At 66.5% G+C, this 21,208-nt stretch carries 22 protein-coding genes and 1 tRNA gene; 14 read left to right on the top strand and 9 right to left on the bottom strand.

Translation table 11 applies throughout. The features are described from left to right. The first annotated feature begins 2 nt into the window (after positions 1-2). Together ACOOHB_RS14365 and ACOOHB_RS14360 are read left to right on the top strand one after the other, a co-directional pair. Positions 3-1,652, top strand: a complete 1,650-nt coding sequence (locus ACOOHB_RS14365; RefSeq protein WP_420445513.1) for an NADH-quinone oxidoreductase subunit N — start codon at positions 3-5, stop codon at positions 1,650-1,652. A gap of 109 nt (positions 1,653-1,761) precedes the next feature. Further along, positions 1,762-2,769 (top strand): SAM-dependent methyltransferase, encoded by a 1,008-nt coding sequence (locus tag ACOOHB_RS14360; protein ID WP_420445512.1) that lies wholly within the window; start codon positions 1,762-1,764, stop codon positions 2,767-2,769. Positions 2,770-2,787: 18 nt separating this feature from the next. Here the strand turns inward: ACOOHB_RS14360 and ACOOHB_RS14355 are convergent, their stop codons facing one another. Then, complete coding sequence (locus tag ACOOHB_RS14355; protein ID WP_420445511.1) at positions 2,788-3,123, bottom strand: hypothetical protein; 336 nt, start codon at positions 3,121-3,123, stop codon at positions 2,788-2,790. Next, positions 3,120-3,359 (bottom strand): CopG family transcriptional regulator, encoded by a 240-nt coding sequence (locus ACOOHB_RS14350; protein ID WP_420445510.1) that lies wholly within the window; start codon positions 3,357-3,359, stop codon positions 3,120-3,122. Before ACOOHB_RS14350 ends, ACOOHB_RS14355 begins: the two co-directional genes overlap by 4 nt. A gap of 160 nt (positions 3,360-3,519) precedes the next feature. On the opposite strand from ACOOHB_RS14350, the gene acs reads away from it, so the two are divergent. The 4 genes from acs (at position 3,520) to ACOOHB_RS14330 (ending at position 8,185) form a co-directional block, all read left to right on the top strand. Then, positions 3,520-5,523, top strand: coding sequence for an acetate--CoA ligase (gene acs / locus ACOOHB_RS14345; RefSeq protein WP_420445509.1), 2,004 nt, complete (start codon positions 3,520-3,522; stop codon positions 5,521-5,523). A gap of 43 nt (positions 5,524-5,566) precedes the next feature. After that, a complete protein-coding gene (locus tag ACOOHB_RS14340; RefSeq protein ID WP_420445508.1) occupies positions 5,567-6,070 on the top strand; it encodes a hypothetical protein in 504 nt (167 codons plus the stop codon). Positions 6,071-6,108: 38 nt separating this feature from the next. Further along, positions 6,109-7,212, top strand: a complete 1,104-nt coding sequence (locus tag ACOOHB_RS14335; RefSeq protein ID WP_420445507.1) for a hypothetical protein — start codon at positions 6,109-6,111, stop codon at positions 7,210-7,212. A gap of 118 nt (positions 7,213-7,330) precedes the next feature. Next, positions 7,331-8,185 carry a zinc metalloprotease HtpX gene (locus ACOOHB_RS14330; RefSeq protein WP_420445506.1) on the top strand — a complete coding sequence of 285 codons (855 nt, stop codon included), beginning with the start codon at positions 7,331-7,333 and terminating at the stop codon, positions 8,183-8,185. 35 nt (positions 8,186-8,220) lie between these two features. Here ACOOHB_RS14330 and ACOOHB_RS14325 read toward each other — a convergent pair whose 3' ends face one another. After that, entirely contained in the window at positions 8,221-8,709 is a 489-nt protein-coding gene (locus ACOOHB_RS14325) for a YajQ family cyclic di-GMP-binding protein (RefSeq protein ID WP_420445505.1), read from the bottom strand. 196 nt (positions 8,710-8,905) lie between these two features. Between ACOOHB_RS14325 and ACOOHB_RS14320 the strand changes: the two genes are divergently transcribed. After that, positions 8,906-8,990: transfer RNA gene (locus ACOOHB_RS14320), tRNA-Tyr, on the top strand. 7 nt (positions 8,991-8,997) lie between these two features. On the opposite strand, the gene ACOOHB_RS14315 is transcribed toward ACOOHB_RS14320, so the two are convergent. Together ACOOHB_RS14315 and ACOOHB_RS14310 are read right to left on the bottom strand one after the other, a co-directional pair. Then, positions 8,998-9,774, bottom strand: coding sequence for an SDR family NAD(P)-dependent oxidoreductase (locus tag ACOOHB_RS14315; RefSeq protein WP_420445504.1), 777 nt, complete (start codon positions 9,772-9,774; stop codon positions 8,998-9,000). Between the two features lie 814 nt (positions 9,775-10,588). After that, the gene (locus tag ACOOHB_RS14310) at positions 10,589-11,104 is read right to left on the bottom strand and encodes a MaoC family dehydratase (protein ID WP_420445503.1); all 516 of its coding nucleotides are present in this window, start codon (positions 11,102-11,104) and stop codon (positions 10,589-10,591) included. 134 nt (positions 11,105-11,238) lie between these two features. Here ACOOHB_RS14310 and ACOOHB_RS14305 point away from each other — a divergent pair, with 134 nt between their 5' ends. Both ACOOHB_RS14305 and ACOOHB_RS14300 read left to right on the top strand, forming a co-directional pair. Further along, the gene (locus ACOOHB_RS14305; protein WP_420445502.1) at positions 11,239-12,072 is read left to right on the top strand and encodes a phytanoyl-CoA dioxygenase family protein; all 834 of its coding nucleotides are present in this window, start codon (positions 11,239-11,241) and stop codon (positions 12,070-12,072) included. A gap of 74 nt (positions 12,073-12,146) precedes the next feature. Then, positions 12,147-12,551 (top strand): DUF1330 domain-containing protein, encoded by a 405-nt coding sequence (locus ACOOHB_RS14300; protein ID WP_420445501.1) that lies wholly within the window; start codon positions 12,147-12,149, stop codon positions 12,549-12,551. Positions 12,552-12,599: 48 nt separating this feature from the next. On the opposite strand, the gene ACOOHB_RS14295 is transcribed toward ACOOHB_RS14300, so the two are convergent. Then, positions 12,600-12,929 carry a hypothetical protein gene (locus tag ACOOHB_RS14295; protein WP_420445500.1) on the bottom strand — a complete coding sequence of 110 codons (330 nt, stop codon included), beginning with the start codon at positions 12,927-12,929 and terminating at the stop codon, positions 12,600-12,602. A gap of 153 nt (positions 12,930-13,082) precedes the next feature. On the opposite strand from ACOOHB_RS14295, the gene ACOOHB_RS14290 reads away from it, so the two are divergent. Then, on the top strand, positions 13,083-13,667 hold the full coding sequence (locus ACOOHB_RS14290; protein ID WP_420445499.1) for a hypothetical protein: 585 nt from the start codon (positions 13,083-13,085) through the stop codon (positions 13,665-13,667). Positions 13,668-13,766: 99 nt separating this feature from the next. Continuing rightward, positions 13,767-14,543, top strand: a complete 777-nt coding sequence (locus tag ACOOHB_RS14285) for an enoyl-CoA hydratase-related protein (RefSeq protein ID WP_420445498.1) — start codon at positions 13,767-13,769, stop codon at positions 14,541-14,543. A gap of 38 nt (positions 14,544-14,581) precedes the next feature. On the opposite strand, the gene ACOOHB_RS14280 is transcribed toward ACOOHB_RS14285, so the two are convergent. The 3 genes from ACOOHB_RS14280 to ACOOHB_RS14270 are packed head-to-tail and all read right to left on the bottom strand — an operon-like array spanning position 14,582 to position 17,605. Then, positions 14,582-15,973, bottom strand: a complete 1,392-nt coding sequence (locus tag ACOOHB_RS14280; protein WP_420445497.1) for an FMN-binding glutamate synthase family protein — start codon at positions 15,971-15,973, stop codon at positions 14,582-14,584. Next, positions 15,970-16,692 carry a hypothetical protein gene (locus ACOOHB_RS14275; RefSeq protein WP_420445496.1) on the bottom strand — a complete coding sequence of 241 codons (723 nt, stop codon included), beginning with the start codon at positions 16,690-16,692 and terminating at the stop codon, positions 15,970-15,972. Before ACOOHB_RS14275 ends, ACOOHB_RS14280 begins: the two co-directional genes overlap by 4 nt. Before the next feature lie 13 nt (positions 16,693-16,705). Beyond that, positions 16,706-17,605 carry a hypothetical protein gene (locus ACOOHB_RS14270; RefSeq protein ID WP_420446913.1) on the bottom strand — a complete coding sequence of 300 codons (900 nt, stop codon included), beginning with the start codon at positions 17,603-17,605 and terminating at the stop codon, positions 16,706-16,708. Between the two features lie 144 nt (positions 17,606-17,749). On the opposite strand from ACOOHB_RS14270, the gene glnT reads away from it, so the two are divergent. The 3 genes from glnT to ACOOHB_RS14255 all read left to right on the top strand — a co-directional run bounded on the left by glnT (position 17,750) and on the right by ACOOHB_RS14255 (position 21,136). Next, a complete protein-coding gene (gene glnT / locus ACOOHB_RS14265; protein WP_420445495.1) occupies positions 17,750-19,117 on the top strand; it encodes a type III glutamate--ammonia ligase in 1,368 nt (455 codons plus the stop codon). 9 nt (positions 19,118-19,126) lie between these two features. Further along, a complete protein-coding gene (locus tag ACOOHB_RS14260; protein WP_420445494.1) occupies positions 19,127-19,756 on the top strand; it encodes a cysteine dioxygenase in 630 nt (209 codons plus the stop codon). 114 nt (positions 19,757-19,870) lie between these two features. Further along, positions 19,871-21,136, top strand: coding sequence for a rhodanese-like domain-containing protein (locus ACOOHB_RS14255; RefSeq protein ID WP_420445493.1), 1,266 nt, complete (start codon positions 19,871-19,873; stop codon positions 21,134-21,136). Positions 21,137-21,208: the final 72 nt, after the last annotated feature.

The following is a 21,208-nucleotide window of genomic DNA, read 5'->3' as shown; positions in this document are numbered from 1 at the left end:
CGATGGCGCTGACCATGGACCTCGGGGCGGTTCTCGCGTTTGTACGGCCGGCACTTGACTGGCACGCGCTCGCACCCGAGCTGACCCTGCTTGGCGTCGGCACGCTTGTCACGGTCGCCGACATTGCGTTCGACGACCGGGCCAAGCGCATCATGCCGATGCTGGCCGGCGTCGGACTGCTGGTCACGCTGATACCGATCCTGACCCTCGCTGCCGACGGTGCCGAGCGGCCCATGTTCGGCGGGGCGTACGTCGTCGATGACTTCTCGCTCGTGCTCAAGGCCCTGTTCATCGTGGCCGGCTACATCGTGGTGCTGATGTCCGTCGACTACGTGCGCGACGGCGACTACTACGAGAACGAGTACTACACGCTGCTGCTGACGTCACTGCTGGGCATGGTGATGATGGCCAGCTCGCGTGACCTGGTGAGCGTGTTCGTGGCGCTGGAGCTGCTGTCGATCCCCGCGTACATGCTGGCTGCGTGGCGCAAGGGCGGCCCGCGCTCCAACGAGGCCGGTTTGAAGTACTACCTGATGGGGGTTTTCGCTTCGGCGGTGATGCTCTACGGGATGTCGCTGCTGTTCGGCGTGTCCGGCGGCACTGACTTCGGGACAATTGCAGAAGCACTGAAGGGCGAGGGCTCGAGCCCGATCGTCATCGTGGCAGTTCTGTTCGTGCTGATTGGCTTTGCGTTCAAGGTGTCGGCCGTGCCCTTCCACACGTGGGCTCCCGATACCTATGAGGGCGCCCCGACGCCGGTGACGGCGTTCTTGTCGGTGGCATCCAAGGCGGCGGGCATGGTCGCGCTGCTCGGGCTGGTGTTCGTGGCGTTCGAGGGCGCTGCCGATGTCGTTCAGCCGTTCTTCTGGGCGCTGGCTGTGGTGACGATGACGGTGGGCAACCTGATCGCGCTGCGCCAGACCAACATCGTGCGCATGCTGGCGTACTCGGGTGTGGCACAGGGCGGCTTCATGCTCGTGCCGTTTGCGGTTGCCTACGAGGAGAGCACCGCGGGCACCTTGGCGAGTGCCCGCGAGGCTGTGATCGTCTACCTCATCATCTACGCCTTCATGAACCTGGGGGCGTTCAGCGTTGTGCTGGCGGTGTCACGCCGCACCCGCTCCGGCGCGATCGACAGCTACGCCGGACTGTTCAGCTATGCGCCCGGGGTAGCGGTGCTCATGACGCTGTTCCTGGCGGCCCTTGCCGGAATCCCGCCGGCGGGCGGGTGGTTCGCCAAGTTCGTCGTGTTCCGGGCACTCGCTGATGCGAGCACGCCTGCGGGCTGGGTGCTCGCCGCGATCGTGGCCGTGAACGCGGTGATTGCCTTCGGCTACTACGCCCGGGTGCTGGTGCAGATGTGGATTCAGCCGGTGCCCGAGATGGTGGAGCTCGGTGTGGACACGCGTGACGACACCGATGCCGTGCCGGCCGTCGAGTTGCCAGCCGAAGCAGGTGCCGACGAGGGAGGCCTTGTAGCCGTCGAGACACGCTCAGCCACGATGGTGAGGTTCACCCCAGGTCCCATACCGATGACCGGGGCCTTGGCGGCAGCACTTGCCATCACCGCGATCGCCACGCTGGCGCTAGGGATCTTCCCCGGGTTGGTCAGCCACTTCGGCGACATCGCAACATTCGACTTCGGCGGCTGACCCGACCGTTCGAGGGCCCACGCCGCGAGGCGCAGGCTCGTCGCGGCTCGGCAGTGATTCGTGGGTCTCGCAACGGAGCGGCGCCCGCGTGGCCTCCAGACTGGAACTGATGCCCGAACTCTTGCGCTTTGACGCATACATGGACGAGGTCTTGTACGGCGCTTCAGGCTTCTACGAACGCGGAGGCCATCCGGGCGCGCGTGACGGCGACTTCGCGACGTCGGTCGAGCTGGGCTCGCTGTTCGGTCGGTGTGTGGCGATCTACCTGGACCGGACGTGGGTCGAGATGGGCTGCCCCGATCCGTTCGTCGTCATTGAGGGCGGAGCAGGCCGGGGGACACTGTGCCGCGATGTGCTCGGAGCACTCGAGGACTGCCGTGATGCAGTTCGCTACGTGATGGTCGAGCGGACCGAGGCGCAGCGGCAAACAGCGCTGGGAATTGCTGGCGAGGCGACGGTGTTGGCTGACCTGCCCGCAGGACCGCTGGTGGGCGTCGTGGTGGCTAATGAGTTGCTCGACAATCTGCCCTTCCGTCTGCTTGAGCGATCGGAAGCCGGATGGGACGAAGTTCATGTTGAACTCGGCGGACAGCAGGCGACGGAGGTCCGCGAACCCGCGCCCGTCGACGCCAGCGCGATGGCGTCGACGCTTGCACCCGACGCACCGGTCAGCAGTCGGATGCCGCTGCAGCTACGCGCCTCAGTATGGGTGCGAAGGGCGTTGGGGCTGCTCGAAGCAGGCCGAGTTCTGATCTTCGACTACGGCACGCGCACGACGGCCCAGTTGGCAGCGCGTCCGCAAACCGAGTGGCTGCGAACCTACCGATCCCAGCGCCGCGCCCAGTCTCCGCTCGACGCCCCCGGCACCGCAGACATCACCTGCGAGGTGGCGTTCGACCAGCTGCCCGCGGGAGCGAAGATGTCCCCGCAGGCCGACTGGCTCGGCGCGCACGGCATCGAGTCGATGACAGCGGGCGCACGCGCGCTTTGGCAGGGCAGCCGCGCCAATCCCACCGCCGAGACCTTCGCTGCACGAGCGCTCCTTGACGAAGCGGAGGCGCTGGTTGACCCTCGCAGCTTTGGTGCGTTCTGGGCCGCCGAGTGGTGCACCGGCTGACAGCCTGCACCCCTGCGGTCAGGCGTCTGTGCCCGCGAGTTCGTTGACGTCGTCGTTTCTAGTCCGCCAGTTCAGGGTTGAACCATGACAGCCCCTGGAAGCGAGCGAAGCCGGCATCAGCTGTGGCGCCGAGCGGACTTCTTCGACGAATGACATCGCAGCTTGGATCGTCGCGGCGTTGGCAAAGGCCTTTCGATTTGTCACCACACGTAGGAAGCCGGTGAGGACGACATCAGCAAGGCCGATTGGCTCAGTCCTGTCGAGGGCAGCTTCGAGCCAGGGTCGAAACACCTCGTTCTGGTCCAAGTCGGCGCGGTAGGCGTAGACGAGAACGTTGACGTCGGGGAGGATCACTTCCAACCGTCGGCGTCGAGGATTTCCCAGAGAGCTTCCTTGTCTTCCAAGTCGACGAGAACGCGGTCACCTTTGTTGCCCCAGGTGGGCAATGGCGACCGAGGTGCTGGAGGTGACTCCTGCAGCACCCGATGCAGCCCCTCCACGACGAGCGCGGTGAAGGTACAGCCGCGCTTGGTGGCGCATTTCTTCGCTTCCTCGGCGAGGCCGTCGGGGAGATTGATGGTCGTCTTCATATGGCTAACCATATTCGAAGATATGCATATATGGCTACAGATTTTGACCTTCGGCACAGAGCCGCTTGGCGGGTGGCAACTACTCTGCGAATCTGGCTGAGCGGCTCAGGCGTTGCCGAAGCTGACCGCTTGGATGCAGCACGACGAGACAGGGGTACCGATGGCTGACGCAACGACCGAAGCGACGATCGAGGACTACTACGTCGAGGACCGCATCTTTGAGCCCTCAGACGAATTCCGGTCGTCGGCGCTGGTGGCAGATCAATCGCTGTACGACGAAGCAGCCGCTGACCGGCTGGCGTTCTGGGCGCGACAGGCCCGCGAGCACGTCACCTGGTTCCGCGACTTCGACACGGTGCTCGAGTGGGACCTGCCTTTCGCCAAGTGGTTCTTGGGCGGCACGCTGAACGTCTCGTACAACTGCCTGGACCGTCACGTCACCGCCGGCCGCGGCGACAAGGTGGCGTACTGGTGGGAGGGCGAGCCCGGCGACACCCGCACCATCACCTATTCCGACCTGCTCGACGAGGTGTGCAAGTTCGCCAACGTGATCAAGGGCCTCGGCGTCGAGCGAGGCGACCGGGTGTGCATCTACATGCCGATGATCCCCGAGCTGCCCGTGGCGATGCTGGCGTGCGCCCGCATCGGCGCCGCCCACTCGGTGGTCTTCGGCGGGTTCTCGGCTGACTCGCTGTCGGACCGGATCGACGACGCCTCGGCGAAGCTGCTGATCACCGCCGACGGCGGCTACCGCCGCGGCGATCCATTCGGCCTCAAGGACACCGCCGACGCCTCAGTAGCGGCCACTTCAACCATCGAGAACGTCGTCGTCGTGCGCCGCACCGGCCAGGACGTCGCGTGGAACGACAGCGTCGACCACTGGTACCACGACCTGATGGCCGACGCTTCGGCCGACTGCCCGCCCGAGCACATGGACTCAGAGGATCTTCTGTACCTGCTGTACACCTCGGGCACCACGGCCAAGCCCAAGGGCATCATGCACACCACCGGCGGGTACCTCACGCAGGTGGCGTTCACGCATCGCTACGTGTTCGACCTCAAGCCCGACGCCGACGTGTTCTGGTGCGCGGCCGACATCGGCTGGGTGACCGGCCACAGCTACATCGTCTACGGGCCGCTCGCCAACGGCGCCTCGTCGGTGATGTACGAGGGAACGCCTGATACGCCGCGCCCGGAGTTCCGAGCGGCCGACCGGGCAAGCTGGCCGAAGGACCGGCTGTGGGACATCATCGAGCGTTACGGGGTGACGCAGCTCTACACGGCACCCACGGCGATCCGCACGTTCATGAAGTGGGGCGCGGCCGCCCTCGAGCACCACGACCTGTCCAGCCTGCGAGTGCTGGGCACCGTCGGCGAGCCGATCAACCCCGAGGCCTGGATGTGGTACCACACCCACATCGGCGGTGGCACCTGCCCGATCGTGGACACCTGGTGGCAGACCGAGACCGGCGGCCACATGATCACCCCGCTGCCCGGTGTCACCACCACCAAGCCAGGTTCGGCCACCCATGCGCTGCCGGGCATCTCGGTGGAGTTGGTGGACGACGCCGGCAACACGGTGGAGCGGGGCGGCGGCTACCTCACCGTCACCGAGCCATGGCCGTCGATGCTGCGCGGCATCTGGGGAGACCCCGAGCGCTACCGGGAGACGTACTGGAGCGCCTATGAGGGCCGCTACTTCGCCGGCGACGGCGCGAAGATCGACGCCGATGGCTACCTGTGGCTGCTCGGTCGGGTGGACGACGTGATGAACGTGTCCGGCCACCGCATCTCGACGACCGAGGTGGAGTCGGCGCTGGTCGACCATCCGTCGGTGGCCGAGGCAGCGGTCGTCGGGGCGACCGACGCCACCACCGGCCAGGCCATCGTGGGCTACGTGATCCTGCGCAGCAGCCATGAGGCCTCCGATGCGTTGCGCGAGGAAGTGCGCCAGCACGTCTCCACCAAGCTGGGGGCCATTGCCCGGCCCAAGGCCGTGGTGCTGGTGCCAGACCTGCCCAAGACCCGCTCGGGTAAGATCATGCGCCGCCTGCTGCGCGACGTGGCTGAGGGACGCCAGCTGGGCGACACCACCACGCTCGCCGATGCTGGCGTGGTGGACGAGATCCGCACCCGCGCAGCCGAATCCCCGAGCGAAGACTGAGGCGGCGGAGACGAGCGGCCCGAGGCGTCGGCGAGCCTCCGCCGTGGCGGATTCCGACAGAGATTGGCCGTCGTACTGGTGGTGGCGGGCCGGGCCGGTACCGCCCGGCGACTGCGTCATCGTCGACATCGACGGCGTGCTGGCCGATGCTGCCCACCGCCAGCATCACCTCGACGGCCCCTGGCGCGACTGGGACTCGTTCTTCGCCGACGTGGGCGACGACGATGTCCTCGAAGAGGTGGCCGAGCTGCTGGTGCTGCTTGCCCCCGAGATGGTCGTAGTGGCGCTCACCTCGCGGCCGACATGGGTGTCCGACGCGACCCTCACCTGGCTGGTCAAGCACGGGCTCCGCTGGGACCTGCTCATCATGCGGCCGATGGGCGATTTCCGGCCGTCGCCCATGTTCAAGAGCGACCAGACCATCGCGTTGCAAGAACAGGGCTTCAACCCCCGACTCGCCATCGACGACGACATGCGCAACGTCCGCATGTACCGCGACCTCGATCTGCCGACCCTCTACATCGACAGCGGCTACCACCCCCACTGACCCCGGTGCAACAGCGCCGGACCTGACAGCATGAGCCGATGGCATCTACGGCGTTGGTGATCGGAGGCACGGGGCCGACGGGTCCCGGTGTGGTGAACGGGCTGATCGAACGCGGCTTCGAGACCAAGATCCTGCACACCGGGCGCCACGAGGTGGACACCATCCCGCCGAGCGTGGAGCACATCCACACGAACCCATTCCGCATCGCCGAAGTCGAAGAAGCCCTCGACGGCGCCACCTTCGATGTCGTCTACGCCATGTATGGCCGGCTGCGCGACTTGGCGCCCTTCTTTGCCGGCCGCTGCGGGCAGTTCATTGCCGTTGGGGGAGTGCCGGCTTACAAGGGTTTTGCCCGCCCCAAGCTCAACTGGCCGCCCGGCATGCTCGTACCGATCCGTGAGACCGCCGAGCGAGCCGTCGACGACTCCAACGACAAGGTGGCCAAGATCGTCGCCACCGAGGACATCGTCTTCGACCACCACCCCAGCGCCACCATCTTCCGCTACCCGTTGATCTACGGGCCGGGCCAGATCAACCCTCGCGAGTGGCTGATTGTTCGGCGCATCATCGACGGTCGCAGGCGGGTCATCATCGCCGATGGCGGTCTCACCCTGCGCACGGCCGCTTACGGCCCGAACGCCGGGCATGCGCTCACCCTGGCCGTGGACCGTGCCGAGGTGGCTGCCGGCAAGTCGTACAACATCAGCGACGAGCACGTCCTCACGGCCCGCCAGACCATCGAGATCATCGCCGCCGCGCTCGATGTCGAACTCGACATCGTGAACCTGCCCGAAGAACTCGCCACTCCCGTGCGCCCATTCCTGGGCGGAGAGCATTCGCTTCACCAGATGACCGGGCCCGATCTGCTCATCAGCGACCTCGGGTACCGAGACCGGGTGCCTGCCGTCGAAGCGATCGGCGTGACGGCCCGGTACCTGCGCGACAACCCCATCGAGCGAGGCAGCATCACCGAGATGCGCCTGCAGGACCCGTTCGACTACGACGCCGAGGACGCTCTGATCGATGCCTACCGGGTTGCGATCGGACGAGCCAGTGAACTCGCGGCCAACTATGACCCCGAGTTCCGGGACCGCTATGCCCCTGGCTCGGACGACTGGCGCCTGGTCGAAGCGAAGAACTGACGAGTACCCGCAGCGGCTCCGGCACTGTTGCTCGCGACCACCATGAAGCTGGTCGTCATTAGCCTGAATCCCGATCGGTACATCCACCGCTGAGCGACGGAAAAGGGCAGCGAACAAAGTGCGCAACACTGCTAAGACCACCGTCTTGCTGGCAGGCCTCGCCGGTCTGATCCTGTGGATCGGCAGCTTCTGGGGCCAAAGCGGCCTCACCATCGCCGTGATCATCGCTTTGGTCATGGTGGGCGGCAGCTACTGGTTCAGCGACAAGCTGGCGATCCGCTCCGCCCGGGCTCAGGAAGTCCAGCCGCACCAGCTCCCTGAGTACTGGACAATCATGCGGGAGCTCACCGAGCTGTCCAGCCTGCCCATGCCCCGGCTCTTCGTCTCGCCCGACCCCCAGCCCAACGCCTTCGCCACCGGCCGCAATCCGAAGAACGCGGCGGTGTGCGTCACTGAAGGGCTCATCCGCCACCTCAGCTGGTACGAGATCCGCGGCGTGCTGGCCCACGAGATGGCCCACATCCGCAACCGCGACATCCTCATCGGCTCGGTGGCCGCAGCAGTCGCCACTGCAATCACGTTCGCAGCCCGGATGGCGTCATTCGCTCTGATATTCGGAGGCGGCGGGCGCGACAACGACCGCAACCCGTTCGGTGAGATCCTGCTCATCATCCTGGCGCCGATCGCCGCGATGCTGCTGCAGATGGCCATCAGCCGCAGCCGCGAGTACCAGGCAGATCGCACCGCAGCCCGGCTCATCGGCGACGGCGAACCGCTCGCGCAAGCCCTGCAGAAGCTGGAAGTGGCATCGAAGACGATCCCCAGCCTGGCCGACCCCAATCAGGCCCAGATGTACATCGCCAACCCGCTGGCCAGTCGCCGGATGGGCTTCAAGGGCCTGTTCACGACGCACCCGCCGATGGAAGAGCGCATCCGCCGCCTGCGTGACGGCTCCTGGCAGGAAGCGATCTAGACCGGGGATCTGAGCCGGGGATCTGAGCTCGGGCGTCAGTCGCGGAAGTTCTCGAACTGCAGTGGCACGTCGAAGTCGCCGTCGGTCAGCTCCGCAATGACTGCCTGCAGGTCGTCACGCTTCTTGGACATCACCCGCAGCTGATCGCCTTGGGTCTGCGACTGCACGCCTTTGATGCCGAGACCCTTGATGAACTTGTTCAGCTCGCGGGCCCGGTCAGACGAGATGCCTGCCTGCAGGGCGGCCACCTGGCGCACCGTGCCGCCGGATGCTTCCTCGACGTTGCCGTAGTTCACGGCTTTGAGGCTGATCTGGCGGCGCACGAGCTTCTCTTCGAGCACGACACGCAACGCTGCCAGCCGATCATCAGTGCTCGAGCGCATGTTGATGGCGTCCTCGCCGAGCTCCACGCTGCTGCCGGTGTCGCGGAAGTCGTACCGGTTGGCGACCTCGCGGGAAGCCTGATCCACGGCGTTGCGGATCTCCTGCATGTCCACTTTGGAAACGACGTCGAATGAAGGCATAAGCGCAAGCTACCGACGCGAAACAGGCAGCAGACCGTGGGTCTTGTGGTGCTCTGGGCCGTACCGACGGTGTCGCGTGCGCCGGTAGCCTGCCCACCTCTGGGGTCGGTGCCCGAGCGGACACAGTGTCTGTTGTCTTTGCCCGCTCGGTCTAGTTGTTGTGACGCCGGGACGCTTTAGGCTTCGAGGCTCACCTGGGTCGGTGCCCGAGCGGACAAAGGGAGCGGGCTGTAAACCCGTCGGCTACGCCTACGGAGGTTCGAATCCTCCCCGGCCCACCAGCGTGATTCAGCGACCCGCGGTGAAGCCGCCGTCGATGGGGTAGAGGCTGCCGGTGATGTAGCTGGCTTCGTCGGAAGCCAGGAACGCCACTAGCGCAGCGACTTCGTGCGGTTCGCCGTAGCGCTGCACCGGCAGGCGTTCGGCGAATCTCTTGCGGATGTCGTCGGCGTCGTCGCCACCGATGTAGGCCTCCAGCGACCGCATCATGCGCGTCTCAATGGGCGCAGGGCACACGGCGTTGACCCGTACACCAGAGGTCGCCAGCTCCAGCGCTGCGGATTTCGTGAGCCCGGCGACAGCGTGCTTGCTCGCCGAGTATGGAGAGATGCCGCGGGAGCCGAGCAGGCCAGCCACTGATGCCGTGTTCACGATGGACCCGCCGCCGCTTGCGATCATGGCCGGGGCGGCGTACTTGATTCCGAGCCACACGCCTCGCACGTTGACCGCGATGACCTGGTCAAAGGACTCTTCGGGGTACTCGATCATCGGGGCGTAGGTGCCCTCGATGCCTGCGTTGTTGAACAGCACGTCGACGCGTCCGAAAGCCTCACGGGCAGCGTCGACGTAGCCGGCGACTTGGGCGGAATTGGTGACGTCGGCAGGCACGGCCAGCGCAGCGCCACCCGCGCCTTCGATCGCCGCCACCGCGGCGCCAAGGTCGGCAGAGGCCAAGTCGACTGCCACCACCGACGCCCCCTCCGAGGCAAACCGGGCGCAAGCCGCCAGTCCAATCCCCCCGGCCGCCCCCGTCACGATCGCCACTCGCCCCGTAAACCTGCTCATCGGTTCGCTCCCTGTCGTCGATTCAAGAATCCCGCCGACCGTACTGCGGTGCAGGTAAACTCGCCGAACCGCCACGCCATTCCTGAGTTCCAAAATTCCCTGAAGACATCGACGTCCACGGGGCTAGTTTCACGCCCGTCATGGAATTGTGATTCAAGCCCTACCCGGAAGCGCACAGTCTCTTGAGCCGCGTGGACGATGACTCAAACCAGCTGACGCTCGACTTGAGCGAGGTGCGATTCGTCAAGCCGTCCGTGCTCGTCGCAGTAGCTGCGATGGCTTCGGCGCATCGTGCGCAACTCGGCCCTCCATCTCGTTTCGTGCCGCCGGCCGAGCGCGGCCCCTTAGTTTCTAGTTGGATACCTTGCTAAACACAGCACAGGCAGGAGGGGCCACGGCGATGGTTACGACGCTGGGGGCACCGCCTCGGATTGGCGGGCGAGAACTGCCGCGCGAACTGTTTGAAGCCAGCGGCCTGCCGGGGGATCTCTCGGGCAGCTCACTCGTCATTGAATCGAGCCGCGTACCTTGTACACAATCTCGTTTATTGACGAACTCGTGTTCGAAGCACTCGTGAATCGCAAGTGCGAGCAGCTCACGTTGCGCGGCCTGTCCGAACGACTGGAGCGGGTAGCGACTGATGCCGCTAACTATCACGGCGTCAGCGAACGGATGACTCTTACGTCCTAGCGACCACGCGGGCAAGCTAGCGAAACCCGAGAATCGAAATCCCTTCTAGCAATCCGCATCCTCGCACCGCTGTTCCGGGGACGGGCCGCCAAGCCTGTCAACAGCCTCCTTAGCTCGCAATTGCCTAGTCGGCGTGGCGGCACAGGACCATGCGGGTGGGGGAGTAGACCATCACGAGCTTGCCGTGCTGGTTGAAGACCTCGTTGCGGGTGGTCACAATGCCGCGGTCGCCCCGTGAGGTGAGCCGGGACGCCGTGACCTCGGCCACCACCTGCAGGGTGTCATTGACGAACGTGGGCCCCTTCACCTCGACCGTGGCGCCGAGGTAGGCCACGCCGGTACCGGCAATGGCGCCGCCGCTGATGGTCAGGCCCTCGGCTAGCGACATCACCAGACTGCCCGGCACCAGCCGTCCGCTGTATCCAGCCCGCTCAGCGGCGGTGGCATCCAGGAAGAGACCTTCGGAGAAGCCGAACTGGGTCGCGTAGACCACCAAGTCGGTCTCGGTGATGGTGCGCCGGGAGGTGCTCCAGCGCTTGCCGACCGGCTGCTCGTCGAACGTCCAGCCCCGGTGCGGTCGGGGCGGCAGACCCGGAATCGCTCCTGCATCGCTGCCGTCGCTGCCCTGTTCGTCGCTCATGTCGCCTCCCAGTCCTGAGTCTGGCAGTGCGATGTGTCGCAATGCAGTGTCTGCCGGTGCTGCGTCTGGCAATGCAGTGCATCCATCGTGTTGACTTGGCACCGTTGACTTTACGTTGGCGACAGGGGACGACGATGAGCGACACGGTTCTTGATCGACCGGCACAAGAGATCGTCGACGACGACACGATCGAGCGGTTCCGCGCTGACGGCGTGGTTGCGCTTCGCAACGTGGTGGACGCCGAGTGGGTGGAACGGCTGCGCGGCGGCGTTGCCGCCGAGATGGCGAACCCCAGTCCGACTGCACATGCCTACGAGTCGACCGGCTTCTTCGGTTCGCTGGATCTGTGGCGCCTCCACCCGCTCTTCTCCGAATTTGTCACCCAATCCCGGCTCGGCGAGCTGGCCGCAGCAATGTTCGGCTCGCCCGTCGTGCGCATGTACTACGACCAGCTGTTCGTCAAGGAACCCGGATCCAGCCAGCCGGTGCCGTGGCACAACGATCAGCCCTACTGGCCGATCTCGGGACGTCAGGTGATGTCGTTCTGGATCGCCCTCGACGAGGTGGACGCCACCAGCGGCCGGGTCGAGTACGTGCGGGGTTCGCATGCCTGGGACCGCTGGTTCCAACCGCGCACCTTCGCACCGACCAACGCTCACGACTACAAGCGGAACCCTGACTACGAGCCCGCGCCCGATGTCGAGGCCGACCGCGACGCCTACGACATCGTGTCGTTCGATCTCCAGCCGGGTGACGCCGTCGCGTTCTGGGCGATGATCCTGCACGGTTCGCGGGGCAATTCGAATCGAGGTCGAGCACGGCGCGGCTACGCGGTGCGTTACATCGGCACCGACGTTCGTTACGACCCCCGGGTCGGCACGGCCGAAGCGCTGCACTACGCCGAATTGGAGCCGGGCGCGCCGATGGAAACCGACCACTACCCGATCGTCTGGCCCCGGCCCACCTGAGCTTCCGCACAGCAGCGGTGGCGCTCGATAAGCCGCCGGACTCAACCCTTTCCACGAACCAAACAGGAGCTCTCGTGCACAAACACGCTTCGACCGCCCAGATTGATGCCGTTGCCGAAGGCGACCTAGACGAGCCGGTCGTGATGCTCAATCTGCTGCGCTACCGCGAGACCGCCGAGTCGGGCTTTGGCGTCGACGGCATGTCCGGCGAGGCCGCCTACCGCGAGTACGGCCGCCGCTTCGCAGAGCTGCACCCTCGATTCGGGGGCGCGCCGATCTGGATGGGGCGCGCCGGCCACACAGCAATCGGCCCGACCGACGAGCGCTGGGACATCGCCATCCTCGTCCGCTATCCCACCCGGGCCCAGTTCGTCGCGATGTTCCGCGACCCCGACTACCTGGCCATCGCGCCCATCCGCGCGGCAGCGCTGGAAGATTCCCGCATCATCGAGACCACCCAGCTGCTGCCGAAGACCTGACGCCCGCGGCAGCTCCGCCGAACCGGGGCTGTCAGTCGGTGCCGATTGCTACGCGTTGACTGATGTGTTGTTGTGGCTGCCGATCGTGCCGGACTGCATTGTGCGGCCCAGCATCATCAGCCAGATCAGGGCAATGACGGACCCGACACCGTTGATGGCATTCCACCCCTCGAAGTCGAAGATCGAGGCGATCACCCAGAACAGGGCCGCCCACACGACACCGACAACGGAAACAACAAGGGCAGCAGCACGCTGAATGCCTGCGGGCAGGATCGGTCGAAGGCCGATCGACACAGAGCTCGCGCCCAGCATCACCAGCGGCAAGGCCACGATCGCGATTCCGGCCTTGACGGAGTGCATCGACACAGCAACCTGCATCGCCTCGGGCCTCCCAGCCGCAAAGGCCCCTCCGAGGCCGACATTAGTTCGGCCGCGAAGTGGCTCAGCATGTCCTCAGCACGTGTGGTCCCCAGAGTCCAGAATGTCCGAATGGATCGAGCGGTTGAATCGGATGAAGCGACGAGCAGTGCCGTGACGGATTCCGATCTGGCGCTGATCGACGGGCTGGGCGCCGGCGGCATCGAGGCCATGGAGCCGATTATCGCCAGGGTCGCCGTGGCGGCCGCACCGGCCGATGTCTGGGCGGCGATCAGCGAGTCCGGCAACCTCACCAACATCCACCCGTTCTGCGAGCGCAACGAGGTGAAGCGCTGGGACGGTGCACGCAGCCGCGATCACGTCTACTACTACAGCGGCGTCCACTACCAGCGCGAGTTCCTCGACTGGTTCGATGGCACCGGTTACGACTTGGTGCTCGGCCCGCCCGAAGCCCGCACTGCACTCGTCCGTTGGCGCATCACCAAGCCTGCAAAGAGTAGGGCGTCGGCGGGCAGCGCCGGATCACCCGCGTGCGAGTTCAGCATCAAGGTCGTGGCACTGCTGCGTGACGACGTACCGACCGCGCAGCGTGAGCACTATGCCGAGCACATGATCCGGCGAGCGCTGCCGCCATATCTCGACTCGGTCGTGCGCGGCACCGCGTTCTATGCCGAAACCGGCACACCCGTCACGAAGAACCAATTCGGCGCCCACCCCATCTACTCGCCGACCGACTGATTGCGCCTGTTCCCCGCAGCGCCACCAAACCGACCCGCGCCGAGAACGCGCAGGACAACGCTGAGCGAAGCCGAGAGGGGACTACTAAGTTCGCCCGACATGGGTGAATTCTGTTATTCGGAGCGCGACGGGAACCTGTTCGTCGTGACGATCAACCGGCCGGAGCGAATGAATGCACTGCATCCGCCGGGCAATGCCGAGATGTCGGACGTGTTCGACGAATTCCAGAACGACCCGGACCTGTGGGTCGCGATTGTGACCGGCGAGGGTGACCGGGCGTTCTCTGCAGGCAACGACTTGAGGTACCAGGCCGAGGGCGGCGATCGTTCGGCTATGCCGTCGTCGGGCTTCGGAGGTCTGACCTCGCGCTGGGATCTGGACAAGCCCGTCATTGCAGCCGTGAATGGCGTGGCGATGGGCGGCGGCTTCGAGATCGCGCTGGCCTGCGACATCATCGTCGCCTCGGAGAACGCGCTGCTGGCGCTGCCCGAGCCCAAGGTCGGTCTCGCTGCGCTTGCGGGCGGCGTGCACCGCCTGCCGCGTCACATCGGGCTGAAGCGGGCCATGAGCATGATGCTGACTGGCCGACACGTGCCTGCAGCTGAGGCCAAGGATTTGGGAATCGCCTCCGAGGTGGTCCCCCGAGGCGAGGCGTTGGCATGCGCCCGTCGCTGGGCCGAGATGATTCTCGAATGCTCGCCGATGTCGATTCGGGCCACCAAGCAGGCTGCGATGCAGGGTCTCAACGAGGCCAGCGTGCGAGCCGCGCACGAAGATCGGTACGAGGCGGTGCGCGACATGAACAACAGCGCCGACTACATCGAGGGCCCCCGCGCATTCTCCGAGAAGCGCCCGCCCCAGTGGCAGGGCCGCTAGCGGAGTTCTTCAGGCCCGGACCTCCCAGCCCGGACCTCTCAGTCAGTGCCGGGCACCCAACTCGTGCCAGCCAGTGGCACCTTGGCCATCGCTGCGGCCTCCACAGTGAGCGCGGCCAGGTCTTCGGGTTCAAGGTTCAGCACGTGCGACTTGCCGTTGGCCCGGGCCAGGATCTGGGTCTCGATGGTGAGCACCTGCAGGTAGTTGGCCAGGCGCCGACCAGCCAGAACAGGGTCCAATCGGGCCGACAGGTCCGAGTCCTGCGTGGTGATGCCGGCCGGATCGGTGCCGGCCTGAAAGTCTTCCCAGAAACCGGCTGAGGTCCCCAATGCCCGGTACTCGTCCTCATAGGCGGGGTCGTTGTCGCCGATGGCGATCAGCGCGGCCGTGCCGATCGAGGCAGCATCGGCGCCCAGCGCCAGCGCCTTCGCCACGTCTGCGCCCGAACGAAAGCCGCCTGCCGCGATGAGCTTCACCTCTCGCCGGTGCACGCCAAGCTCGTGCAGAGCCCGCACGGCTTCGGGAATGGCGGCCAACGTCGGGATGCCGACATGCTCGATGAACACGTCCTGGGTGGCGGCAGTGCCGCCTTGCATGCCGTCGACCACCACCGCATCAGCGCCGGCTTTCACCGCCAGCGCCGTGTCGTAGTACGGACGGGCCGCGCCCACCTTCACGTAGATCGGCACCTGCCAGTCGGTGATCTCGCGCAGCTCGATGATCTTGATCTCGAGGTCGTCGGGGCCGGTCCAGTCAGGATGGCGGCACGCCGAGCGCTGGTCGATGCCGGTGGGCAGGGTGCGCATCTCGGCTACCCGCTCGGTGATCTTCTGCCCGAGCAGCATCCCGCCGCCGCCCGGCTTGGCGCCTTGACCCACCACTACCTCGATGGCGTCCGCCGCTCGCAGATCGTCCGGGTTCATGCCATAACGAGACGGCAGGTATTGGTAGACGAGCACCGAGGAGTGCTGGCGTTCCTCGGTGGTCATGCCGCCGTCGCCGGTGGTGGTGGACGTCCCCGCAGCCGATGCACCCCGGCCGAGCGCTTCTTTGGCCTGGGCCGACAGCGAGCCGAAGCTCATTCCAGCGATGGTGACCGGGATCTTCAGATGCACCGGACGCTTGGCCCGGCTCTCGCCAATCACCACGTCGGTGCCACAGGCCTCGCGGTATCCCTCCAGCGGGTAGCGCGACATCGACGCCCCCAGGAACACCAGGTCGTCGAGGGTGGGCAGGCGGCGCTTTGCCCCCCATCCCCGGATGCGGTAGATGCCGGTGTTGGCGGCCCGGCGGATTTCGGCGATCACGTTGCGGTCGAACGTGTAGGACTCGCGCAGGTGCCAGTTGTCAGGGTCGGTGGCGGCGAGAGGCACCGAGTTGCTGGATGGTGTGGGGCCGCCGATTGGCGTCCCAGCCGGTGTCTCAGTCATCGGCCGGCAGCCTCCGTCCCAGCTTCGACAGCGTCCACGTCGTCGATGGTGAAGTTGTAGAGGCGCCGGGCCGAGCCGTAGCGGCGGAAGTCGCCAGCGTCAGCCCCATCGGCCGCCCCGCCAGCCGCGGCTAGCAGTCGCCCCACCAGGTCGAGATGTTCGGGCCGCACTTCCTTCTCCACACAATCGGCACCCAGCGACTCCACATCGCCCCGCACGAAGATCTGCGCTTCGTAGATGGAGTCGCCCAAGTCCGCTGCGGCATCGCCGCACACCACCAGGTTCCCGGCCTGGGCCATGAACGCGCTCATATGGCCGACGTTGCCGCCCACCACGATGTCGACGCCTTTCATGGAGATGCCGCACCGGGCGCCCGCGTTGCCTCCCACCACCAGGAGGCCACCGCAGCCCGTCGCGCCCGCTGACATGGTGGCGTTGCCAGTGATGTGCACCACCCCGGACATGATGTTCTCGGCCAGCCCAGTGCTGGCATTGCCCTCCACCAGCACCTGGCCCCGCTGGTGCATGCCGGCGCAGTAGTAGCCAACCGAGCCGCGCACCACGACGTCGATCGCGGCAGTTATTCCGCACGCCGCCGCATGAGCCCCGCGGGGGTTGACAATCTCGAAGGACTCGCCGTCGGGGGCGTTGTGCAGCGCCTGGTTGAGTTCTCGTCGGCTCAACTCGGCCAGATCGAAGACGCGCGCAGCCCCGCTCATGGGGCCCGGCCCCTCATGTGGCCAGGCTCCACGCGTAGATGCGGGCTGGCTCCGGTTCCCATATCTCGGCGTCGCCCGCGCCGGGCAGGCGCGCAATGGCCCGATATTCCGACGACATGGCCACCCAATCGTCGGTCTCGGCCACCACCGCAGGCTTGCAGGCGATGGGGTCGCGCAGGATGGCGAACCCGTCGGCGACGCCAATCGCAAACGTGTAGAAGCCGTCCAGTTCGCCCAGCGCACCCTCGAGTGCTTCGGAGATGGTGTCGCCCGAGTTCATCCGCCATGACAGGTAGCCGGCGGCCACCTCGGAGTCGTTCTCGGTCTGGAACGATTCGCCCCGGGCCTCCAGGAACCGCCGCAGCCGGTTGTGATTCGACAGCGACCCGTTGTGCACCAGGCAGGTATCGGCGCCTGTGACGAATGGGTGCGATCCGTTGGTGGTCACGGCCGACTCGGTGGCCATCCGGGTGTGGGCCAGCGCATGGGTGCCGGCGCGCCCCGCCAGGTCGTAGCGCTCAGCCACCAGATCCGGGTCGCCCACCGCCTTGTACAGCTCGATCTGGTCGCCGTAGCTCAGCACTGATGCCCCTGCCACGTTGTCGATGATCCACTGGCGAACGGTGCGTCCGTCGCCGCCGGTGGAGAACACGGCGTGGTCATGCACCGCTCGCGCCGTCACTTCCGCGCCCAGCACCTCCTCCAGCGCGGCAGCCACCTGTCCCCAGTCCACCTCTACGCCCTCCGCCAGCACGGTGATGCGCGTTCGACCTTCGATGCCCGGGTCGTACACGGCGAACCCGGCGCTGTCGGGACCGCGGTCGCGCATCTCGCGCAGCATGACTGCCGTCAGTCGGCCCAGCTCGTGCCGGTGGGTCTCGGTCTTGCAGAACAGGCCCACGATCCCGCACATGGCGCACCTCCAGCCGGTCATCTTCGCCACCGACGATCCAGCCCCGCACCGTAGCGCTCAGCCTTGCCCCGTCTTCGCTACCGGGATCGTTGACTACTGTCGGCGCGGGGCCGTCCCGAGCGGCACGACATCAAGGGGGGCGACATGGATGCAGTCGACGAGATCCGTAGCCGGGCCGAGGCCGACGGCGTGGAGTTCATCTACGCCATGTTCGTGGAGATGCACGGAAAACCGTGCGCCAAGCTGGTGCCGATCGGCGCGTTGGACGGCCTGATGAGCGACGGGGCCGGCTTCGCGGGCTTTGCGGCCGGCCCGATGGGCCAGGACCCCTCCAGCCCCGACATCCTGGCCCTGCCCGATCCGGCCTCGTACACACAGCTGCCATGGCAGCCGAACGTGGCCGCAATGCAGTGCGACCCCACCGTGGAGGGCGAGCTGTGGCCATTCGCGCCCCGGGTGATCCTGCGCCGAGCGCTGGAAGCGTTGGCCGAGCGCAACCTCGTGCTCAAGTGCGGCGTGGAGGCCGAATACTCGCTGGTGGTGCGCAACGACGACGGCTCCATCTCGGTGGCCGACGAACGCGACAACATGAGGCTGCCGTGCTACGACGCCAAGGGTCTCACCCGGATGCTGCCGCACCTGGTGGCGGTGTCGAAGAACCTCGACGCCATGGGCTGGGGCAACTACGCCAACGACCACGAAGACGCCAACGGCCAGTATGAGCAGAACTGGCTGTACTCCGACGCGCTCACCACTGCCGACCGGTTGATCCTGTTCCGGCTGATGGTGCACACCCTGGCTCAGCGCGACGGCCGCTACGCCACGTTCATGCCCAAGCCCTTTGCTGACAAGACTGGCAACGGACTGCACACGCACCTCAGCCTGTGGACCGCCGACACTGACGAACCGCTGTTCATCGGCGGCAGCGGTGGCGGGCCCGACACCAAGGGTCTGGGCCTGAGCGACCTCGCCTACAAGTTCGTTGGCGGGATCATCCGCCACGCCCGCTCGCTGGTGGCGGTGGTCTGCCCGATCGTCAACTCCTACAAGCGCATGGGGGTGGGCGCGCCCACCTCAGGAGCGACTTGGGCACCGGCGTACGCGGCCTACGGCGGAAACAACCGCACCCAGATGATTCGCATCCCCGAACCCGACCGGATCGAGCTACGGCTGGGCGACGGTGCCGCCAACCCGTACCTGATGTTCGCCACCTACTTGGCCTGCGGGCTCGACGGCATCGACAACGACATCGACCCAGGCGATCCGAACACCGACAACCTGCATGCCCTGTCTGCCGAGGAGGTGGCAGCCAAGGGGATCGAGGTGCTGCCGCCCACCCTGCTGCACGCCGCCGAGGAGCTCGCTTCCTGCGACGTCATCGGAGCCGGGCTGGGGGACACCGCCGAGGGTCCCTATCGCGACTATTTCGTGAAGGTGAAGCGGGAGGAATTCCTGGCTCACCACAGCGTGGTCACTGCCGGAGAGGTCGACCAGTACCTCACGTTGTTCTGAGGGGGAGTCATGAGTGCAACAGATGCGACGACGAAGCGAGCCGAGCAGCGTGCCGCGGCGGTCGCCGACGCGATGGACGACATCGCCAAGATCAACGCACACGGCCGTGAGCACGGGGGCATCGACCGCGACGGTGTCGAGCGCATCCGCGAACGTCTGCTGCAGCTAGCCGAGCGCGACGATCTCTTCCCGCTCGAGGACTTCCCGCCGCCCGCCGAAGGGCGCAGCGCCAGCATGTACCGGATCGCACAGAACCACGACGACGAGCTGGCGCTGTACGTGCAAAGCGTGCTCGACGGCACCGCCGCGCCGCCGCACGAGCACACCACGTGGGCGGTGATCGTGGGCATGCGCGGTCAGGAGCTGAACCGTTTCTACGACCGGTGCGCAGGCGAGGGGGAACCGCAGGCCGTCCGTGAGGTCATGGTCGCGCGCGGCACCGGCGTGGCAATGCTGGGCCACGACCTGCACTCGATCCACATCGAGGGCGCGTCGACCAACTTCCACTGCTACGGCTTGGCGCTGGAACGGCTCAAGGGGCGACGGTTCTGGCACGCCGACGAGGGCGAGTGGCGTGAGTACTACGACGTGGGTCACATCGTCGAAGCCCGCCCGGGCTACGCCACATCACCGGCCTGAGCCTCGGTCCGCCGCGCCGGCACGCAGGATGCACCCGCACGCCGCCACTCCGGTCAGCGAGCGGCAGCCAAGGACCCTTCAATCAGGTACCGGACCAGCGAACATGGGGGCGTGATGGCCGATCTGCACACGACCAGCGCGACCGAGTTGATGGAGCGGCACCGTGGGCTGCTGCGCCGCGATGGCACCGAGTTGGCGCTGCTGGACGCCCGCGAGCCGACCGAGTTCACCCGTCGGCACCTGCTCTATGCCGCCAACCTGCCGCCGACGCATGTGGGCCTCGAAGCGTCGGCACGCATTCCGCGGCTTGGCACACCGGTGGTGGTGTGCGACGACGGAGGCGGCGAGGCCGCAGCGGTTGCGCTGGAGCTCACCGTGCTCGGTTACACCGACACTGCAGTGCTTGAAGGCGGCATCGACGCGTGGGCGGCTGCGGGCGGCGAGCTGTACTCGGGCATCAACGTGCCGTCGAAGCTGTTTGGCGAGTTGGTCGAAGCGCACTTCGGCACGCCGCATGTGACGGCGACCGAGCTGGCGGGCTGGCTGGCCGACGGTCGGGATGTGGTGGTGGTCGATTCGCGCACCCGCCGGGAGTTCAACCGCATGAGCATCCCGACGGGCCGGTCGTGCCCGGGCGGCGAATTGGTGCGCCGGGTGCACGAGTTGGTCGACGACGCCACCACTGTGGTCGTGAACTGCGCGGGGCGGACCCGCAGCATCATGGGTGCGCAGTCGCTGCGCTCGGCTGGGATGGAGCGGGTTGTTGCCCTGAAGGACGGCACGATGGGCTGGGAGCTCGCCGGGCTGGAGCTCCAACATGGCTGCGACGAACTGGTTCCCGAACCGGGCGTTGACGGGCGACAGCAGTCGCTCGCGGCGGCCCGAGCAGTCGCTCAACGTTGCGGCGTGAAGACCATTGGTCGCGATCAGCTGGCGGGCTGGCTCGCGCAGAGCGACCGCACGACGTATTTCATGGACGTGCGCACGCCCGAGGCCTACGCCGCCGGACACCTGGCGGACGCCGTGTGTGCCCCAGGCGGCCAGCTCGTGCAGGCCACCGACGAGTACCTCGCTACCCGTGGAGCGCGGGTCGTTCTGGCCGATCACGACGGTATCGGCGCCACGATGACGGCCTCGTGGCTCATTCAGATGGGCTGGGATGCTTGGGTTCTCGAGCCAAATTGGCTGGCCGAAACGGGGCTGGTGACCGGCGGCAACGACGACGCCGAGGCGGCTCGCCGATCACGCCAGCCGGCGCTGCCCTACGACCCCGAAGACGCCGAGGTGGCCCGGGCCGCCATGCAGGCCTACCTCGATTGGGAAATCGCCCTACCCGACCAGTACGCCCGCGACGACCTGGTCGGATTTCAGTTTCGCTAGCGAGCACACCGCGTCTACGCTGACGTCATCGCGCGATGCGAGCGCAACGGACCCGGGCGCACGGCTTCATAC

Source organism: Candidatus Poriferisodalis sp. (genome assembly GCF_965215815.1).
Taxonomy (GTDB): Bacteria; Actinomycetota; Acidimicrobiia; order Acidimicrobiales; family Poriferisodalaceae; genus Poriferisodalis.
Note: the sequence above shows the minus strand (reverse complement) of the source record. Positions and strands in the feature narration are given on the sequence as shown.

Coding starts and splice junctions, on each gene's coding strand:
- ACOOHB_RS14365 (WP_420445513.1), top strand. CDS start 3: ATGGCGCTGACCATGGACCTCGGGGCGGTTCTCGCGTTTGTACGGCCG.
- ACOOHB_RS14315 (WP_420445504.1), bottom strand. CDS start 9,774: ATGAGCAGGTTTACGGGGCGAGTGGCGATCGTGACGGGGGCGGCCGGG.
- ACOOHB_RS14270 (WP_420446913.1), bottom strand. CDS start 17,605: ATGTGCGGGATCGTGGGCCTGTTCTGCAAGACCGAGACCCACCGGCAC.
- ACOOHB_RS14325 (WP_420445505.1), bottom strand. CDS start 8,709: ATGCCTTCATTCGACGTCGTTTCCAAAGTGGACATGCAGGAGATCCGC.
- glnT (WP_420445495.1), top strand. CDS start 17,750: ATGGATGCAGTCGACGAGATCCGTAGCCGGGCCGAGGCCGACGGCGTG.
- ACOOHB_RS14295 (WP_420445500.1), bottom strand. CDS start 12,929: ATGCAGGTTGCTGTGTCGATGCACTCCGTCAAGGCCGGAATCGCGATC.
- ACOOHB_RS14280 (WP_420445497.1), bottom strand. CDS start 15,973: ATGACTGAGACACCGGCTGGGACGCCAATCGGCGGCCCCACACCATCC.
- ACOOHB_RS14360 (WP_420445512.1), top strand. CDS start 1,762: ATGCCCGAACTCTTGCGCTTTGACGCATACATGGACGAGGTCTTGTAC.
- ACOOHB_RS14335 (WP_420445507.1), top strand. CDS start 6,109: ATGGCATCTACGGCGTTGGTGATCGGAGGCACGGGGCCGACGGGTCCC.
- ACOOHB_RS14310 (WP_420445503.1), bottom strand. CDS start 11,104: ATGAGCGACGAACAGGGCAGCGACGGCAGCGATGCAGGAGCGATTCCG.
- ACOOHB_RS14285 (WP_420445498.1), top strand. CDS start 13,767: ATGGGTGAATTCTGTTATTCGGAGCGCGACGGGAACCTGTTCGTCGTG.
- ACOOHB_RS14255 (WP_420445493.1), top strand. CDS start 19,871: ATGGCCGATCTGCACACGACCAGCGCGACCGAGTTGATGGAGCGGCAC.
- ACOOHB_RS14260 (WP_420445494.1), top strand. CDS start 19,127: ATGAGTGCAACAGATGCGACGACGAAGCGAGCCGAGCAGCGTGCCGCG.
- acs (WP_420445509.1), top strand. CDS start 3,520: ATGGCTGACGCAACGACCGAAGCGACGATCGAGGACTACTACGTCGAG.
- ACOOHB_RS14305 (WP_420445502.1), top strand. CDS start 11,239: ATGAGCGACACGGTTCTTGATCGACCGGCACAAGAGATCGTCGACGAC.
- ACOOHB_RS14350 (WP_420445510.1), bottom strand. CDS start 3,359: ATGAAGACGACCATCAATCTCCCCGACGGCCTCGCCGAGGAAGCGAAG.
- ACOOHB_RS14275 (WP_420445496.1), bottom strand. CDS start 16,692: ATGAGCGGGGCTGCGCGCGTCTTCGATCTGGCCGAGTTGAGCCGACGA.